General features: G+C 41.6%; 18 protein-coding genes and 3 pseudogenes. 6 read left to right on the top strand and 15 right to left on the bottom strand.

The window, feature by feature from the left end; all coding sequences use genetic code 11:
* Window positions 1-166: 166 nt before the first annotated feature.
* The 3 genes from PN470_RS08465 to pcrA form a co-directional block, all read right to left on the bottom strand.
* On the bottom strand, window positions 167-454 hold the full coding sequence (locus PN470_RS08465) for a hypothetical protein (protein ID WP_016515345.1): 288 nt from the start codon (window positions 452-454) through the stop codon (window positions 167-169).
* A 356-nt stretch (window positions 455-810) separates the two neighbouring features.
* Window positions 811-1239, bottom strand: coding sequence for a CAAD domain-containing protein (locus PN470_RS08460; RefSeq protein WP_002744522.1), 429 nt, complete (start codon window positions 1237-1239; stop codon window positions 811-813).
* Between the two features lie 377 nt (window positions 1240-1616).
* Window positions 1617-3938, bottom strand: a complete 2322-nt coding sequence (gene pcrA / locus PN470_RS08455) for a DNA helicase PcrA (protein ID WP_103111131.1) — start codon at window positions 3936-3938, stop codon at window positions 1617-1619.
* Window positions 3939-4263: 325 nt separating this feature from the next.
* On the opposite strand from pcrA, the gene metK reads away from it, so the two are divergent.
* On the top strand, window positions 4264-5514 hold the full coding sequence (gene metK, locus PN470_RS08450; protein ID WP_103111130.1) for a methionine adenosyltransferase: 1251 nt from the start codon (window positions 4264-4266) through the stop codon (window positions 5512-5514).
* 161 nt (window positions 5515-5675) lie between these two features.
* Here the strand turns inward: metK and PN470_RS08445 are convergent, their stop codons facing one another.
* The 8 genes and pseudogenes from PN470_RS08445 to PN470_RS08415 form a co-directional block, all read right to left on the bottom strand.
* Window positions 5676-6458, bottom strand: coding sequence for a hypothetical protein (locus PN470_RS08445; RefSeq protein WP_002738026.1), 783 nt, complete (start codon window positions 6456-6458; stop codon window positions 5676-5678).
* Entirely contained in the window at window positions 6455-7675 is a 1221-nt protein-coding gene (locus PN470_RS08440; protein ID WP_004160032.1) for a hypothetical protein, read from the bottom strand. The genes PN470_RS08445 and PN470_RS08440 overlap by 4 nt, the downstream gene beginning before the upstream one ends.
* 5 nt (window positions 7676-7680) lie before the next feature.
* A complete protein-coding gene (locus PN470_RS08435; protein ID WP_002737834.1) occupies window positions 7681-8073 on the bottom strand; it encodes a heavy metal-responsive transcriptional regulator in 393 nt (130 codons plus the stop codon).
* 86 nt (window positions 8074-8159) lie between these two features.
* Window positions 8160-8714 (bottom strand): phycobiliprotein lyase, encoded by a 555-nt coding sequence (locus tag PN470_RS08430; RefSeq protein WP_002755752.1) that lies wholly within the window; start codon window positions 8712-8714, stop codon window positions 8160-8162.
* Window positions 8715-8747: 33 nt separating this feature from the next.
* Window positions 8748-9089: pseudogene (locus PN470_RS08425) on the bottom strand (glycosyltransferase family 2 protein); the annotation flags it as partial.
* Between the two features lie 464 nt (window positions 9090-9553).
* Window positions 9554-9691 (bottom strand): annotated as a pseudogene (locus PN470_RS22345) (glycosyltransferase); the annotation flags it as partial.
* 2 nt (window positions 9692-9693) lie between these two features.
* The gene (locus tag PN470_RS08420) at window positions 9694-10653 is read right to left on the bottom strand and encodes a GDP-mannose 4,6-dehydratase (RefSeq protein WP_271937878.1); all 960 of its coding nucleotides are present in this window, start codon (window positions 10651-10653) and stop codon (window positions 9694-9696) included.
* 14 nt (window positions 10654-10667) lie between these two features.
* Window positions 10668-11588 (bottom strand): glycosyltransferase family 2 protein, encoded by a 921-nt coding sequence (locus tag PN470_RS08415; RefSeq protein WP_103111125.1) that lies wholly within the window; start codon window positions 11586-11588, stop codon window positions 10668-10670.
* A 159-nt stretch (window positions 11589-11747) separates the two neighbouring features.
* Here PN470_RS08415 and folB point away from each other — a divergent pair, with 159 nt between their 5' ends.
* Window positions 11748-12104 (top strand): dihydroneopterin aldolase, encoded by a 357-nt coding sequence (gene folB / locus PN470_RS08410; protein WP_024969376.1) that lies wholly within the window; start codon window positions 11748-11750, stop codon window positions 12102-12104.
* On the opposite strand, the gene PN470_RS08405 is transcribed toward folB, so the two are convergent.
* Entirely contained in the window at window positions 12091-12633 is a 543-nt protein-coding gene (locus tag PN470_RS08405) for an NADPH-dependent FMN reductase (protein ID WP_002792588.1), read from the bottom strand. The two genes, folB and PN470_RS08405, sit on opposite strands and share 14 nt — an antisense overlap.
* A gap of 160 nt (window positions 12634-12793) precedes the next feature.
* Between PN470_RS08405 and PN470_RS08400 the strand changes: the two genes are divergently transcribed.
* Window positions 12794-13120, top strand: coding sequence for a hypothetical protein (locus PN470_RS08400; RefSeq protein WP_002735315.1), 327 nt, complete (start codon window positions 12794-12796; stop codon window positions 13118-13120).
* On the opposite strand, the gene PN470_RS08395 is transcribed toward PN470_RS08400, so the two are convergent.
* The 3 genes from PN470_RS08395 to rseP all read right to left on the bottom strand — a co-directional run bounded on the left by PN470_RS08395 (window position 13117) and on the right by rseP (window position 15606).
* On the bottom strand, window positions 13117-13725 hold the full coding sequence (locus PN470_RS08395) for a rhomboid family intramembrane serine protease (RefSeq protein WP_104396021.1): 609 nt from the start codon (window positions 13723-13725) through the stop codon (window positions 13117-13119). The genes PN470_RS08400 and PN470_RS08395 overlap by 4 nt on opposite strands.
* A gap of 133 nt (window positions 13726-13858) precedes the next feature.
* Complete coding sequence (nth, locus tag PN470_RS08390; RefSeq protein WP_103111124.1) at window positions 13859-14515, bottom strand: endonuclease III; 657 nt, start codon at window positions 14513-14515, stop codon at window positions 13859-13861.
* Window positions 14515-15606: an RIP metalloprotease RseP gene (gene rseP, locus PN470_RS08385; protein WP_002736295.1), complete on the bottom strand. Its 1092-nt coding sequence runs from the start codon at window positions 15604-15606 to the stop codon at window positions 14515-14517. The genes nth and rseP overlap by 1 nt, the downstream gene beginning before the upstream one ends.
* Before the next feature lie 149 nt (window positions 15607-15755).
* Here rseP and PN470_RS08380 point away from each other — a divergent pair, with 149 nt between their 5' ends.
* From PN470_RS08380 to PN470_RS08370, 3 genes and pseudogenes are all read left to right on the top strand, one after another.
* On the top strand, window positions 15756-16319 hold the full coding sequence (locus tag PN470_RS08380) for a phycobilisome protein (protein ID WP_272104282.1): 564 nt from the start codon (window positions 15756-15758) through the stop codon (window positions 16317-16319).
* 179 nt (window positions 16320-16498) lie between these two features.
* The gene (locus PN470_RS08375) at window positions 16499-17089 is read left to right on the top strand and encodes a PAP/fibrillin family protein (protein WP_002736482.1); all 591 of its coding nucleotides are present in this window, start codon (window positions 16499-16501) and stop codon (window positions 17087-17089) included.
* A gap of 146 nt (window positions 17090-17235) precedes the next feature.
* Window positions 17236-17350: pseudogene (locus PN470_RS08370) on the top strand (ISAs1 family transposase); the annotation flags it as partial.

Raw genomic sequence — 17350 nt, 5'->3', positions numbered from 1 at the left:
TCAAGGGTTGCGCTTGCTTTGGTTTAACCTGAGCGACTTAGTTTTTGCTGCGCTTTTTTTCTGGCTTGAGATTTTAGGTTCGACAGCAACTCCTTGATTGTTTTTTGAGTTACCCCTTGACAATCAAGACAGTCGCTACAAATTTACTATACAAACGGGGAAACTTTTAAGGATTTGGGATCGATCGCACCAGCAGAGTCAGAATACTGGTTAATACTGCCACTACCACGGGAATAATCAACGATTTTGCTCCCTTAAGGTCGGATACATCCTTAATTAAAGCGTCCTGTGTTCCCTCTACTTTTTCCAATCGCCTATCAATACTTTTGAGTTCGGTTTTCACCTCGGCCATATCTACTTTTAGATCGGTGACATCTTTCTGTAAAGAGTCTAATTTTTCCGTGATATTTGTCAGGATAATTTCTAGGGAATCGGTGACGGGGGCTTGACTCATCTGAATTTCGGGGAATATTCGATCGCCTAGTAATATTGTAGGCTGATAATCGTTGCCGTTTCCTCTCTCTTATAACAAAGAAAAACCCACTGCCCCCAGCGTTGGTGGATATTTCGACTAATAATCAATAGATCAAAGCAAAAGTAACTGAATTTCCTGAGAAAGTGGCTAATACTAAATCGGGCTATTAAAAACTGATTATTTATTCTCCCTATTGCTTTTTGCCTCTTGCCTTTTGCCTAAAACCCATAACTTTTGTACCTCACTAGACTGAAAAACGCTATAGTATAAGCTCTTGTGCAAAAACAAAAGAGTTGAGTGTTTCCGCTCAACTCCTTGGTTATCTATGCTTGATTCTATAAAGTGTTATTGTGACTGCCAAAAACCTGCGCTTTTAGTGCATCAATTTCGGCTAATAACTCGCGACGATTTTCATCTTTGAGCAGATAGCGCCAGACAAACCAACCAGTGTAAACGATCCCAACTAATTGTAGGATAGGAGCAAGGAGGGGAATATCATCGATCGCATCTAAAACCGCTAGGGTAACTTTCACGGTGACAAAACTCGCTAAAATTGCCCCCAGAACGATTAAAGGTTTTTTGTATCCAGAGAAGAAACTACCGATATAATCGGGGACATTAGCCAGATAGGACATTACCGAATCCCACACTGGTTCTACATATTCAGACCAAATCTGTTCGGTGCTGCTGCTGGGTTTGCTCAGAGACCCGGGTAAATCTGTTCTAATCGGATTTTGTGTTTCGGTGGGTTGCATTGATTCCATATTAACTGATCCTCATCATAAAGGTTAGACAGTGCGCGAATACGACCAACGGGGGTCAATTTTAACAGACTGAATAGACTAACTCGCTGTTGCCCATATTATCGGATAATTGCGATAGTAGGCGGAAAGTTTCTCAACAACTATTAAGAATCAAGGATTTAGCTTCTCAATTTTATCGTCAGTCTGACCGCAATTCTCTATTTTAACAGCAGGTAGCGATCGGAGTTGAGGAATTAGGGGGATGTCAGTTATCAGTGAACAGTAATCAGTTATCAGTGAGGAAATAGGTAGTAAAAAGCCGGTGGGTTACGGCGAATACTCAATTTTTAGTGAGATTATAACTTATTTTTCGCCTAACCCACCCTACAGATGATTACCTATTCCTGGATAAGTTGCATGGGTGCGGTGCGAGGATCGATGATTTTCTGACCTAAACCCGAAAATTTGACCGCTAGACTCATTTTTTTGCCCGTACCGAGGATATGGGTCACTTCTCCTTCTCCAAAAGTAGAGTGTAACACTCGATCGCCTACCTGCCATTTTCTTTGATCAGAGACAGTTTTTTCCATAGGAACCACTTTTGGGGTCTTTTTCGGTTTCAGGTTGCTTGTGAGCAATTCTGGGGGCAATTCCTGCAAAAATTGGGAAGCTACCTTCATCTCTTTATTCCCCCAGACATATCTTTCTTTTGCGTAGGTTAAAAATAATTGTTCCTTGGCCCGAGTCACCCCCACATAACACAAACGGCGTTCTTCCTCAAGGGCAATGGGATCGTTTAAACTACGATTATGGGGAAAAATGCCCTGTTCTAAACCGACTAAAAAGACGACAGGAAACTCTAAACCTTTGGCCGAATGAAGGGTCATTAACGAGACTTTTTCTTGACCTTCCTGAAGATTATCTAAATCCGAGGCTAAACTAGCACTAGCGAGAAATTCCTGGAGATTGGTTTCTTCGTTTTCCTCTTGGAATTGTACCACAGCGCTATACAATTCTTGAATATTCTCGATCCGGGTATCAGCTTCCTCGGTTCCCTGCTGTTTTAATTCATCAATATATCCCGAATCTTCCATGATTTTATCTAGGATTTCACTAGCAGATAAATCGGTGATTTTTTCTTGCAGGTTTTGGATAATTTTAGCTAATTTATTGATGCTTTTAGTCCCACGACCGGCGAGAGTATTAACGGAAGTTTCATCGCTGATAATTTCCCATAAAGGTACTCCTAATTCTTGGGCAGCTTTGAGCAAATTATCGATTGTGGTTTTACCGATACCGCGTCGGGGAGTGTTAATAATTCTCAGTAAACTAACGGTATCAGCAGGATTGGCAATCACTCGTAAATAAGCGATCGCATCTTTAATCTCCTGTCGATCATAAAATTTAAATCCCCCGACAATATTATAGGGGATATTATTGCGAATTAACCCATCTTCAAAGGGACGAGATTGGGCGTTAATTCGGTAGAGAATGGCAAAACTACCCCAATTTAATTCGGGATTTTCTTGGGTAAATTCTCGAATTTTATCGATAACAAAAGCCGCTTCTTCCTGTTCATCCCTGGCTTTAAAAACATAGATAATCTCGCCCCCTTCTCTAGTGGGAACAAGGACTTTATCGATTCTTTGACTATTCTTTTCAATTAATTTATTAGCCGCTTGTAGAATATTCTCCCGTGAACGATAGTTTTCCTGTAATTTCACCATCGTGCGAGTATCATCATCGGGTAAACCATCGCCAAAGTCCGCTTGAAAATTGAGCAGAATAGTAAAATCCGCCATCCGAAAACTATAGATAGATTGGTCGGCATCACCCACCACAAAAATCGATCGATCCGTCCAATTCCACTCACTTTTTTTCCTTTCACCATTGGTGGACAAAAGCCTAATTAACTCGTACTGAATCCGGTTAGTATCCTGGTATTCATCGACTAAAATATGCTTAAATTGCGTGTGCCAATAACCGAGAATAGATTCATTTTGCTGAAAAAGACGGACTGGAACCAGTATCAAATCATCAAAATCTAGGGCGTTATTTTGTGCCAATTGCATCTGATAAGCCTGATAAACTTCAGAAATGACCTTTCCCCGAAAATGAGGGTTTTCTCTGGCGTAATCTGTGGGTGTTAAACCTAAATTTTTGGCATTACTAATCGCATAACGTAGATTGCGAGCGTCAAATTTTTTATCGTCTAAATTCATTTGTTTAGTGACGATATTTTTTACCAAACTTTGGGCATCAGATTCGTCCATAATTGAGAAATTCCTTTGCCAACTATGACCATATTCATCCTGATATTTATTAATGTCATAGCGCAAAATTCGACCGCAAAGACTGTGAAAAGTCCCGATCCAGAGTTTTTTAGTATAATTCCGATAAACTTGAGAAAAGAGTTTTTTCTGTTCGTATTCTTCCAAAAGTTCTAATCTTTGACCGTATTTTTCCTGTGCTTTTTGTTGAGCAAAAGTTTTTTCAATTCTCGTTTTCATTTCCCGGGCCGCCTTATTGGTAAAAGTGACCGCGAGAATATTTTCCGGATCGACCCCGTGATGACGGATCAAATGGGCGATACGATAGGTTAAAGCGCTAGTTTTTCCCGATCCTGCTCCAGCAACCACCAACAAGGGGCCGCAAAAATGCTCCACAGCAATGCGCTGAGAAGGATTGAGTTGTTCTAAATAATCGGCTGTGACTGTCATAATCTTGGCATATAGCTCTGCGACCTCTATTACTCAGGCTACATCATCGAGACAGGTATCGCTCATTAGTCAACCGCTTCGAGAGATAAAAATTTTTTGGGCCAGTTTGTTTCAAGTCGTTCAAGATTCTAAGTTGTCCTCTACAATGGAATTAGCGGAGACGAAAGTTTCCGTTCACTCCTCACACCACACTCCGTCCGGACAATGTTCGGGCGGTTTCTTATTGAAAATACTTGATCTCTACAAATTCCCTGTTACACTGTATTATCAAAGATTTCTTGGAATCTTTTTGCGTTCAAATGTACTACCATGTGAGGGACATCACTTGTCTAAACGTTATTTGTTCACCTCCGAATCGGTTACAGAGGGACATCCCGATAAAATTTGTGACCAGATTTCTGATACCATTCTCGATGCTCTGTTATCCCAAGATGACCACAGCCGTGTAGCGGCTGAAGTGGTTGTCAATACAGGGTTAGTCTTGATTACTGGTGAAATCACCTCGAAAGCACAGGTTCATTTCGTCGATTTAGTTCGCAGTAAAATCGCTGAAATCGGCTATATCAACGCAGATAACGGATTTTCCTCGAATAGTTGCACCGTTTTAGTCGCTTTAGACGAACAATCTCCCGATATTTCCCAGGGTGTCACGGCTGCTCAGGAAAATCGCGAACTTCTCAGCAATGATGAACTCGATAAAATTGGTGCGGGAGACCAGGGTATTGTCTTCGGTTTCGCTTGCAATGAAACCCCCGAATTTATGCCCTTACCGATTAGTTTAGCCCACCGCATCGCTCGCCGTCTAGCGGCAGTCAGAAAAACCGGTGAACTGTCCTATCTGCGTCCCGACGGTAAAACGCAAGTATCGGTCATTTATGAAAATGGTCGTCCCGTGGGTATCGATACTATCCTTGTTTCTACCCAACACGATGCTACTATCGGCGATATCACTGATAATGATCTCGTCCAACAAAAGATTAAAAGTGATCTCTGGAAAGCGGTAGTAGAGCCAGTTTTCAGCGATTTAGAGATTAAACCCGATGCCAACACCCGTTATCTGGTTAATCCCACCGGAAAATTCGTCATTGGTGGACCCCAAGGCGACGCGGGATTAACGGGACGGAAAATTATCGTCGATACCTACGGTGGCTATTCTCGTCACGGTGGCGGTGCTTTCTCCGGTAAGGATCCTACCAAAGTCGATCGCTCTGCGGCCTATGCTTGCCGTTATGTGGCCAAAAATATCGTCGCTGCTGGTTTGGCCGATAAGTGCGAGATTCAAGTGGGTTATGCGATTGGGGTAGCTCGTCCGGTGAGTCTCTTCGTGGAAACCTTTGGCACTGGCAAAGTCGCTGATGATGTGATTCTGGACTTAATCAATAAATACTTTGAACTCCGTCCGGCCGGTATTATCCAAACCTTTAACCTGCGCGGTTTACCCAGTGAAAGAGGCGAGCGTTTTTACCAAGATGTGGCCGCTTATGGTCATTTTGGTCGCAATGATCTCGATTTACCCTGGGAAAAGACCGATAAAGCCGCTATCCTCAAAGAAGCTTTGACTTCTGTGATAGTATAGGGTTAGAAATTAACTGCAATTTTTGATTGAGGAGTAGAGTTTAAGGCTCTATTCCTTTTTTATACTAAATCCGTTGAGTATAGGCTACTTATGAGAAGAGGCAAAAGCGGGAATAAATAATCAGATTTTCTAACCTGAAGATTAATCTTCAGTTTGCTAGGCTAAAATCTGAAAGAATAACCAATTTTTAGTTTTAATTGACTTTGATCATGGCTATTAGTGGCAATATCTCCCTCGATACCGAAATCGATCACACCTTGACGATTAATTTGCTGACGAATTCCCATTCCAGTGCGAATTAAAACTCCACCATTACTATTATCGCTGGTAATTACGCCCAATTCTGCTAGAAAAGTTTGATCGAAGCGTTTCGGATAACCAATCGGTCGCGAATAACCGAGAATTGCAGCGGGTAAAAAAGATCGATCGCCATTATCGGGGTCAGTTTTTATGTTTAAATCGAGATTAAGATGCAAGCGATCGAATTGACCGAGAGTTTTACTGGCAATTCCCCGCAGACGAAAATCTAATCCACTAGCATTATTTCCCGTCGGTAATCCCACATCGGTACGAATAGCAAAAGCAGGAACATTATCGTATTCGCGATTGAAATTATAGAAAAAACCTACGGATAAATTCCCCACATCAAAATCCGTGTCATCACTATTAACTCGTCCTCCCACTTGTGGATCAATACCGATAATAATATGACCATTACGAATAATACCATTGAGGTATTCAAGATCAAATTCACCACCGACATTGCTGTTTTCAGGAAAGACTAACCCAGTACCAAATTCTATCGATTGTTCCCCAAAACCCATACTTTCAGCATCATCAAAAGAAAGGGGACGACCAGAATCCAGATTATTATGATCGTTGGCAAAAACTGGATTAGTAAAACTGGCAACTAAACCCACGGCAATCAATAAAAATCTTCTCATTTTGTCGGTTCCTCTTGAGCATTGCTGTGGTCAGGTTTTTTCTCCGTATTAGGAGGGTTTTCTGGGGAGTGATTTTCGTGGTTATGGTGTTGGTGATCTCCTCCCTCATCTACTTGAGAATCATCAGGTTTTTTCTCAGAATTATCAGGATTTTCGTGATTATGACCTTCGTGAGAAATATCTGCTGGCATTAATCCCATACCCGGAATTCCTGACTCAAAACGATGATCATGTAGTCCTTCACCACCATAATTTTTTCCTGCTTCCATTTCCCGATGATTAGCAGCCATTACTAACCAAATAGCGCGGGTAATTTGTTCGTCTTTTTGTTGGGGAGTTAGCCAATCTGATGCCAGAATATCATTAACCATATCGTGTAACATATGCAGGTTATCGAAGGTGTTAGATATTGCGGGAAAACGTCGGGCAAACTTGGGACTAAGTTCGGCAAACATGGGCATAAAAGCTCGATCAGTGCGATACAATTCCTGACTATGGTATTGTTTACCCACCTGTTTATAAGCCTGTTTTTGTTCCTCTAAAGTTTTCTCATAAAGCAAGTCATACATGGTTCCTTGTAGCCAATGGTAGCCCCAAAATAAGCCATTAACTTTCGGATATTTCTGGCGAAAAGCTTTAGAATAGGGTTGGGAATCCAGATAACCCATATTCATCGGTAATCCAGTAATAGCATAGGGAACTTTTGTCAAGTAAAATTGATATAATTTTTCAATTTCTGCTTCTTTTTCCTCGTTGGTTAATTTGCTGCTGGCTAAAACATCAACGGTTTGAGCATGGAAAATATGCGCCCACTCGAAAACCTGTTCTAAAACACCGTATTTTCTGCCAAAAGTTGGGGAAATATTACCCTCGTCGGGCATAAATTTAGGCGGATTTTTTAAAACCCAATTAATTTTTTGGTATGTCTTAGTTTCTAAATCTTTCGCTTTTCCCGTTACGATATCTTCGTAAGCAAAGGCATGACCAACAGCGATCGCATTTAAGTCTAAAGCTAAATCTCTGACATTATAAATTGCATTATTATAAACCCCTCTTTGGGGATAAATATGATTACGTTGCTTGTTATACATCCAAGCTGGTATATTGTCAGAAATTGCTTGTAAATTCTGAGTTTGAGGTGAATCAAGATGTAAATGTTGAGCAATGACAGGAGTAGAAATCAGTGCTACAGTTACCAATAAAATTAACTTTTTCATGATAGTTAAACCTTGAGATTAGGGCAAATAAATTGATCGTCTTTTGCTGGTGTATCCGTCCATCCTTGCAGGGTTTCGGTTAATTGTTGACGCAATAAAAGCAATTGTTCCACTTGTTTATCGATCTCAGCAATATGTTTAATTAATTTTTCCTGAATATCTCCACAGGGTAACTCGCCCTGGTCATGAATTACTAAACATTCGCGGATCTCTTGCAGACTTAAACCCAAGGATTGCAATCTCTTGACAAATAGCAAGCGATGGACAGTATCGGGAGTAAATAGGCGAAATTGTCCCTCTGTCCTCTCAGGGGACTGAATTAGTCCTAATTCCTCGTAATAACGGATTGTTTTAACCGAAACACCACTTTCTAGGGAAAGTTGACCGATTTTGAGCATTATTTTTGCTCCTTAATCCTATCGTTTCTCCATGATAAAATCTCCCCTTGACTGGAGAATCAAGGGGGGGGAGAAGAAATATTTTTTTAACTGACTTTACACTCAACTCCAAAACCGACCAAGAGAACTTTTTCCAAGGGTTCCCCCTCCTGGGGACGTTGATAGTTAATAATTTTGCGAATTCGCAGGTCTGGATTGATTAAAGTAATTGAATCCACGGAAACACTGCGAGTATAATTGGTGGTCATTAATAACTCTCTGGTGGTGGAATCAAAGCGAAAAGCGGAGATAATTGGTCTTGCTTCTTCGTAGGCGCGATCACGAAGATAATCCCCTTCTAAATAACCATTATTTTCTGCTTTAACCACAAATAAAAGATTAAGATTTTGTCGTACTTCTTCCCCTTTTTCCGAGATGGTATAGAAACCTAAATTAAACCCGGGGATAGTTTCTAAATCAGCAATATCAGCATAGTGATTATCTGTCAGAACTTTCTGTTTAATCTCCCTGGTGAGGGGTTGAATGAGAAATTCAGTGCGGGAACGTTCCACTTCTTGAGCAGCTAGATAATGATAGGTTCTTTCAGTTTGCCAACTACCGACACAATAGGCAAAAAATTGCTGAAAAACTTCGGTATTCATAGATTTAATTCTCCTCTTGTCAGTATCTTAATTTTAAGTTATTTTATCACTAATTTGTTCCCTATTTTCAAAACCATAACAATCTCGAACCAGATAAAGTGGCCTACCCTTTACTTCCTCATAAACCCTGCCAATATATTCGCCAATAATACCAAGAGTAAGTAATTGAATTCCTCCTAAAAATAAGACAGCAACCATCAGAGAAGCGTATCTGGGTACATCGATTTCTAAAATAATAGTCCTGGGAATTAAAAAACTAGCATGAACAAGACTAACAAGTGTAATGATAAATCCTACATAAGTCCAGACTTTCAGAGGTAAAAAACTAAAAGAAGTAATACCATCGATGGCAAAATTCCATAATTTACAGTAATTCGTTCTTAGCGACGCAGAAGAGGAAGGTAGGGACGATACCGGAATTCCTGACTAGAAACCCCGATTTCTAATTGACTTTTGCAGGTTTGATATAGGTAACTATGCAGATAAATTACTGTCCTAATTTGCTGTTTACATTGGGGACGAATATAAATTTTATTAACACTATGTTCACTGGTAATTACTGAGAATTTTTGACTATTAACTGCCCTATCTATCTAGTTTTGCATCTCTTGTTGCAGGAATTGAGCTAATCTTTGCAGTTTAGCAATTATTCCAGTTTTGGCATCTCCAGGACGGGTAAAAATTACCAATTCACTAACAAATTTACCTAACTTTTCTACCTCCTCATCGCTTATACTAAATTCGGTTATTAAAAACTGATTATTTATTCCCCCTTTTGCCTCTTGCCTTCTGCCTCTTGCCTCTCCTCATAAGTAGCCTATGCTCAACGGATTTAGTATAACATCAGCATTAGGCTGAACGATGACAGTAATATCATGATTTTTGCTGAGATACTTGAGTAAATTAAAAGTTCTGCCCTGAGTTCCTCCTTTGCTTGGTGGATAGGGAAAGGTGGAACTAATCATTAAGATATTCATAGCTATTTCCTTAAACGATTTTCCACCATCATGCGGACAATATCGGTCATTTTGTATCTTGCTTGCCAACCTAATTTTTCCTTAGCTTTGAGGGGATTACCGCGACTAATGGCTAAATCTGTTGGTCTTAATAAACTTTGATCGGAAATTACATGATCTTGCCAATTTAAACCAACAGTAGCAAAAGCTGTGGCGACAAAATCCTCCAGTTTTGAACTTTCTCCTGTGGCAATGACGTAATCATCGGGTTGCTCCTGTTGCAGCATTAAATACATCGCTTCAACGTACTCTGGCGCCCAACCCCAATCCCTTTGAATATCCATATTTCCTAAGTGTAAAGTCTCGGTACTTCCCCAAGCAATTCTAGCCACAGCAGCGATAATTTTTTGGGTGACAAAGCGCTCGGGACGCAGGGGAGATTCATGATTAAAAAGTATGCCTGAACAGGCAAAAATTCCGTAAGCTTCTCGATAATTAGCCACTTCCCAAAAAGCCGCCGATTTGGCCACAGCGTAGGGACTGCGAGGACGAAAAGGGGTATTTTCATCGGCAGAATTATCGCCGATATTCCCGAAACATTCACTCGATCCGGCATTATATAATTTAATTTTTGCTCCGGTAAATCGAATTGCTTCTAAAAGATTTAAGGTTCCGGTGGCAATACTTTCTAAGGTTTCCACCGGCTGCTCAAAAGATAAACCCACAGAACTTTGTCCAGCCAAATTATAGACCTCATCCGGCTGAATTTTAATTAACACCTGTAGGACACCGCGAAAGTCATTCAGTGACATTGATTCTAGTTTTACCTGTTCCTTGATTCCCAAACGTTTCAGGTTACTAAAAGAGGACATCTGAGCATCCCGGGAGGTGCCAGAAACCGTATAGCCTGCTTTTAACAGTAATTCGGCTAGGTAGGCTCCATCCTGCCCTGATATACCACAAATTAAGGCTTTTTTACCCATTTATTTACAATAATTTACTTTTGAGGGGTTAACATGGCCTTGGTGGCTTCGCTTAAATAACCGATTTGTCCATAGGCATAGAGCAGATTATCAAAGCTTTTAGCAGGATCATTGATAAATTTGACAGATTTAACCAATCCTCTCACCAAACGCTCACCTCCTCGCCCAAATTGAGCCAATCCCGTCCTTCCTGCCACTTCTTCCCGGTAGTGTTCGCTGATGCCTTGCCACCAACTGCGACTCATAAACCATTGACGATTGATTCTTTCTGGGGCCACATTGTGTTCCACCAATGCTGCGGGAAAATAGCCCACTTGCCATCCCTGGGCCAGTGCCAGTTCTGTAGTGTATAATTCTTCGTTAGAGAGAAGTTTTTTGCCAATTCTTCCCAAATTAGGGTCAAAACCGCCAATCTTCCCCAAGAAATCTCGCCGAATTGAGTAATTAACCCCTCGCGGAGTTAAATTCGCTTGGCTGATATATACCACATTGTCGCCCAAATCGAAAGCCCCTAAACTCCCTGCTAACTGATCGGATAACCAATTGGGTTGACTGTAGCCTTGCGGCCAAATTAAGGTGACTTTTCCTCCTGCTACTGCCAGTTTTTCATTATTTTCGTAGGCATTTAACAGAATTTGCAACCATTGAGGACTAGCGATCGCATCGTCATCCAAATAAGCTAAAATCGGCGCTCTAGTTTCCTTCGCTCCGCGATTTCTGGCGGTAGATAGCCCTAAAATAGGTTCGTAAACATATTTTAGCCGCCCATCTCCCAGACGCGACTCGGCCACTTGACGGGTTTTATCGGTAGATGCGTTATCAACCACTAAAATCTCACAATCTGGGCAGGTTTGCGCCAAAAGACTATCGATCGCTCCTTCTAGGTAGTGATCGCGGTTGTGGGTACAGATAATCCCTGCTATTTTAGGAGCCATGGCTATCAAGGTTACTCATTCAATACCCTAAAACTTAACATTCCTTTGCAAAAATGTAAAAATGCTTGAGGAGACTCCGAGACTCCGAGATTGCTTTTTACTTATAGAGTTTCTCGTCAATTTGTGACCAACGCTACCAGTTTTTTAATTTAACTATCTATGGATACTATTCACGTTACAGGAATTCGTGCCTACGGTTACACAGGATATCTGGCTGAAGAACAGGTTTTAGGTCAATGGTTTGAGGTGAATTTATCCCTCGAAGTTGATATCAGCATTGCTGGCAAAAGTGACGCAATTGAAGATACCCTAGATTATCGACAGGCGATCGAAATTGTCAAACACCAGATTGAAACCGGCAAATTTGCCCTAGTGGAAAAATTGGCCACAGTCATCGCTGAGGATATTCTACAACTCGATCGAGTGCGACAGGTAAGAGTACAATTATCGAAACCCGCCGCCCCAATTCCCCATTTCACCGGTAAAATCACCATCGATATTACTAGATCCCTTTGAGTTTACGCGTATTATCGACTAAACTTTCAGCAAAAGCGTCAAAACGTTGGGAAAGCTTCTCGTCAAGGATTTTTCCTTCTTCGTTGAAGACTTTCCACGCTTGTCCTAAGCTAATTTGTTCGGGAATTACCCAAGCATGAACCCAACGGAGAATGATTCTTAAATCATTGAGGGCGTTACTATTGGATTGGCCGCCTAAAACACTGATTAACCCGGCAACCTTTCCCGATAACTCCTCAAAACTCATTAAATCTAGGGCATTCTTCATCACACCACTGACACTGCCATGATATTCCGGTGTCGCCAAAATTAATCCCGCTGCCGATTTAACCGTTTGCTGCATTTTGGCCACATCGGGATAGTCAGAATAGTCATCTCCCCCGTTACAGAAGGGTAAAGAGAGTTTTCTCAGGTCAATTATCTCCGTTTCTACTCCTAACCCCTGTACTCGACTGATAGCAACTTCTAACGCCATCGCACTATAGGATCCGCTGCGTAAACTGCCATTAATACCAACGATTTTAATCATGGAAATTATACAAACTCATAACGACTACATATAAGCTAACAAAAAAAGAGACAATTGGGGAAGCTTAGTTAAAAAAATATGTCGATGGGGCGGAGAGAGCGATCGATCTAAGTTTTAATGAGAATAGAAAGAAAGATTTATTCCATTTCCCCTCATTGCCATGCCAGAATTTCTCGATTTTCTCAAACATAAATATGCCTATGTGGCTATTGGTGAATTTAAACCGGGGTGTTTTTCCGAAGCCCAAAAACTCTACGAAAAAGCCGTTTCCACCTATTCTACGGGATTCCAGGGGGCTTTTCTGTTGCAAAAACCCGGAACCGATGAAGGAATTGCCGTAATCATCTGGGATAAAATCGATGATATGGAGGCAAATAAAAGCGAAGACCATGAATTATTGCTGAAATCCATGGCTCCTCTATTTGCAAAACCGCCTGTCACCGATTTTTACGAAGTATGTAGCGAGATAGAAGGTTCCCCCATTTAGGAATAATGTTTCTTTTCGGTGGCGATTAATTTGGCGGCTAAAACCCCGCCTAGAAAGCCAAATAAATGTCCTTGCCAAGAAATCCCCGGACGGGAAGGCAAAACGCCCCAAATTGTGCCACCGTAGAGTAAAAAGACTAGAATTGACAAGAGTATAGAAGGAATATTTCTTTGGAAATAGCCCCGCAGTAATAAAAAACCTAAATAGCCAAAAATCAAGATACTTGCCCCGATATGGATGGATCCGGGAGCAGCAAATAACCAGACTCCTAACCCCCCTACCAGCATAGTTAACCCAGTCACAATAAAAAAGTCACTGGTTTCCTGTAACATCACCAACCAACCGAGAATCAGAAAAGGAACCGTATTAGCAATAAGATGGGGAAAGTCCCCGTGTAGGAAAGGTGCGAAAAGAATACCCCGCAATCCGATGACTTGATGGGGAATAATCCCGAAATAGTCTAAACTACCCCGAAAAACAAATTGATCTAAAATCTCTAACAGCCAAAAAATCGCCACAAAAGTAGCGAGGATTATTGCTTGGGTTTTTATTTCTTGCCGTGATCCTTGACTCATAAGATTGATGGATGAGTTATTTTTTCCCATTATAGCCCCCAGATCAGTTATCAGTTATCAGTTATCAGTGATTCAGTTACCAGTGATTCAGTTATCAGTTATCAGTTATCAGTTATCAGTTATCAGTGATTCAGTTACCAGTTATCAGGTGTGAGTTATCAGTTTACTGTTTACTGTTTGCTGCGGGACAAAGAGGGGCTAATTGACAGGAAAAACAAGCGGGATTTCTTGCTTTACAAACCGCCCGGCCGTGGTAAATAATACTAATAGAAAAAGTTTCCCAATCCGGTTGAGGTAGTAAAGCCATTAAATCCCGTTCAATTTTCACCGGATCGTCATTAGTAGTTAAACCCAAACGATTACTTAAGCGCTTAACGTGGGTATCTACTGTCACCCCCTCAATAATCGCGTAAGCGTGAGCAAGTACCACATTAGCGGTTTTTCTAGCTACCCCGGGTAAAGTTAATAATTCCGCCATTGTCTTGGGTACTTCCCCCTGAAAATCCTTGAGGATTTTTTGACAAGCACCCTGAATATTTTTAGCTTTATTGCGATAGAATCCCGTGGAACGAATCAGGGTTTCTAACTCCTCTCGCTCGGCAAAAGCTAAGGATTTAGCATCGGGAAAACGGGCGAATAAAGCAGGAGTTACCTTATTTACACGCTCATCAGTGCATTGTGCCGAGAGAATAACTGCCACCAATAACTGCACGGGAGTTTGATAATTTAAGCTACAGGTTGCCTCTGGATATAATTGCTTTAAGTTGCTTAAAATCTCTAGGGCGCGCAGTTGAAGCTGAGTTTTTTTTCGAGGGGCCATCACTGGAATAAATCCTGAAAAACTGCTAGGTTAGCCGTGTCGCGCACGATTAAGAAAACTCCTAATCCTAAGAGTAAAACTAGACCTGTTTGCATGATGTTATCTTGCAGTTTAGTTGGGAGAGGTTTACCTACTAAAGCCTCGATTAATAAAAATACCAACTGACCACCATCAAGAGCAGGTAAAGGCAGAATATTAATCACCGCTAAGTTAATACTAATTAGGGCGGCAAATTGAAAAAGATTACCCGCATCATTACGAGCGATTGCTGCTCCATATTCGACAATTTTAACCGGTCCTGCTACCTGTTGAACACTGTCTTTAAAGTTACTAACTAACTGCCCAAAACCTTGCACGGTTAATAGGGTTAATCGTTGAAATTCACCCGCACCCAAGCTAAAAGCTTGACCAAAACTATCGGCTTTCAGGCGAGTTTCTTCACCGTTAGGAGCCAATCTCACCCCAATTTTACCCTGACCATCACTTCCCAATTCCGGAGTAACGATTAAATCGAGAGTTTCTGTCGGGCGTTTGATGGTTAATTTTAGGGGTTGATCGGGGGAAGATTGAATAATGTCACGGAAGTCAATAATGGCATTCTGAGAAGCACCAAGGGGCTGATCATTGATAGCGAGAACAATATCACCCGCTTGTATTCCCGCTTGTTTAGCGACGGAATTTTCCGAGGTGAAAACCTCTGGAATAATTACCCCTTCTTGATAGTTAATTTGGGGAAAACCCACCGTAGCGACTTGGGTAACAAGCAAAAAATAGGCAAAAATTAAATTAGCAATTACCCCGGCACTAATGACGATAGCTCGATCGAAAACAGGACGATTTCGTAATAAATCAGGATCGTTATTAGGAATTTGACTATCGGGATCGTCATCGGGAAAACCAACGTAACCCCCTAAAGGAATGGCGCGGAGGGCGTATTCTGTTTCTTTACCTTGATATTTAGCTAAAGCTGGACCAAAACCGATGGAAAAGCGACTAACATGGATAGATTGCCAACGAGCAGCGGCAAAATGACCTAATTCGTGAACGACAATTAATAGGGCAAGTACACCGATCGCTATTAAAACTGACATGATGATCAAAATATAATGACTTAGCTTTTGTTTATTGTAAGCGATCCTCCCAAGCAGATTGCAAAAAATCTCTAGTTATCGCTAATTTTTCGATCATTTATGCTAAAAGTGATCTTAACCGCCTAATTTGACCCGACGGAGAGCGATCGATGCCTTTGAGTGAGCGCGCCCAGCAATTAATCCCAAAAGCGAGAATCATCAGTTTCGCCAATTGGCCCTATCAGCAAGCAGCGATCGCTATTTGGCAACAAGCGGATGATCAAACTCGCTATCTCGACGATAGCGATTTAGATACTATCGTCAATTTAGAGCCTGATTTACTGGTTTCTAGTCAGCAAGCTCGAAAACTGCGGGATAATGCTAATAGCATCGTCGATAACGCTCGTCAGGCTTTATTAAGCCAATTTCCCACCATTTTTCAACCTGGAGGCGATCTTCATCCACCCCACCGCGCCGAAGCTTGTTGGCGTGATTTCTGGAACTTTTTACGCTGTATTACCTACGGTGTCGCCGGACAGCAGATTCCCTACACCAGTGCCGAGGGATTGGAAAATATGCGTCTTCTTTACCAAGAATTGCAAGTACCATTAGGGGCGATGATTTCGGGGTTAGAAGCCTTAAAACAATACAGTTTAGATTATTTTAGCGACTCAGAAAAAACCGCAATTACTCCCTATTTTGATCACTTAATTGCGGTTATGAAAAAGTTTTAAAACCGAGGCATTTAATCCGTGTTAAAATGGTGAAGCCAACAGTTAAAAATGCCGCTCACCGAGGTTAAAACTCCGTTGAACCCATGAAATCATCGGCGCGGGTGGGCCTCTTCGGGCCACCAAAAACCTCGATCGAGTGCCTGGCGGGTCGAGGTACTTTATAAAATGAGGGAGATTCTATGGATGCCAAAGCGAAATTACTAGAATTGATCGCTGGTAGAAATCGCGGACTCCTGGCCACGGAAAGCGACCGCGTGCGGATTTTAGCGGCGATCGAACAATTGGAGGACCACAATCCCCATCCTCATCCCCTCGAAGTTAAACAACTATTAGGGGGCAATTGGCGTTTACTATTCACCAGCAGCCGCGACATTCTGGGACTAGATCGCCTACCTTTTTTTCAATTGGGGCAAATTTATCAATATCTTGACCTGAACAAGGCCAAACTCTACAATATTGCTGAAATTACGGGCGTACCTTGGTTAGAAGGAGCAGTGATCGTCGCCGCTACCTTTGAACCCACCTCCGAGCGTCGGGTTATGGTCAAATTTGAGCGCTCGATCCTCGGTCTGCAACGTTTTCTCAATTATCATTCTCCCCAAGAATTTATCGAAGCGATCGAAAGTGGCAAAAAATTTCCTCCCCTCGATTTTTCCTTCAATAATCGTGAACAAAAAGGTTGGCTCGATATCACCTATCTCGATGAAGATCTCCGCATCGGCCGCGGCAGCGAGGGCAGCGTCTTTATTCTCGCTAAGGAAAAAACCTAACTTAAGTAGGTAGGCGTTAAAAGTTGTCAGATCCCCCCTTATCAAGGGGGGCAGGGTAGGGCTGTTTCATTCTCCCATCAGAATATCAAAAGTAAAAGCGATCACTATCAGGTAAAATGAGGAGTGACCGCCAACCTTTCAAATATATGTTGAGCTTAATAGAAAAACTAAAACAAGTCAAGGACTTTCGGAAAGATAAAGGAAAAAGACACCCTTTATGGATAGTATTAGTAGTAATAATACTGGGAACAATGCTAGGAT

This window comes from Microcystis sp. CS-574, assembly GCF_028329095.1.
Taxonomy (GTDB): Bacteria; Cyanobacteriota; Cyanobacteriia; order Cyanobacteriales; family Microcystaceae; genus Microcystis; species Microcystis ichthyoblabe_A.
The sequence above is the reverse complement of the archived record's forward strand: the minus strand, read 5'-3'. Positions and strand labels throughout refer to the sequence as shown.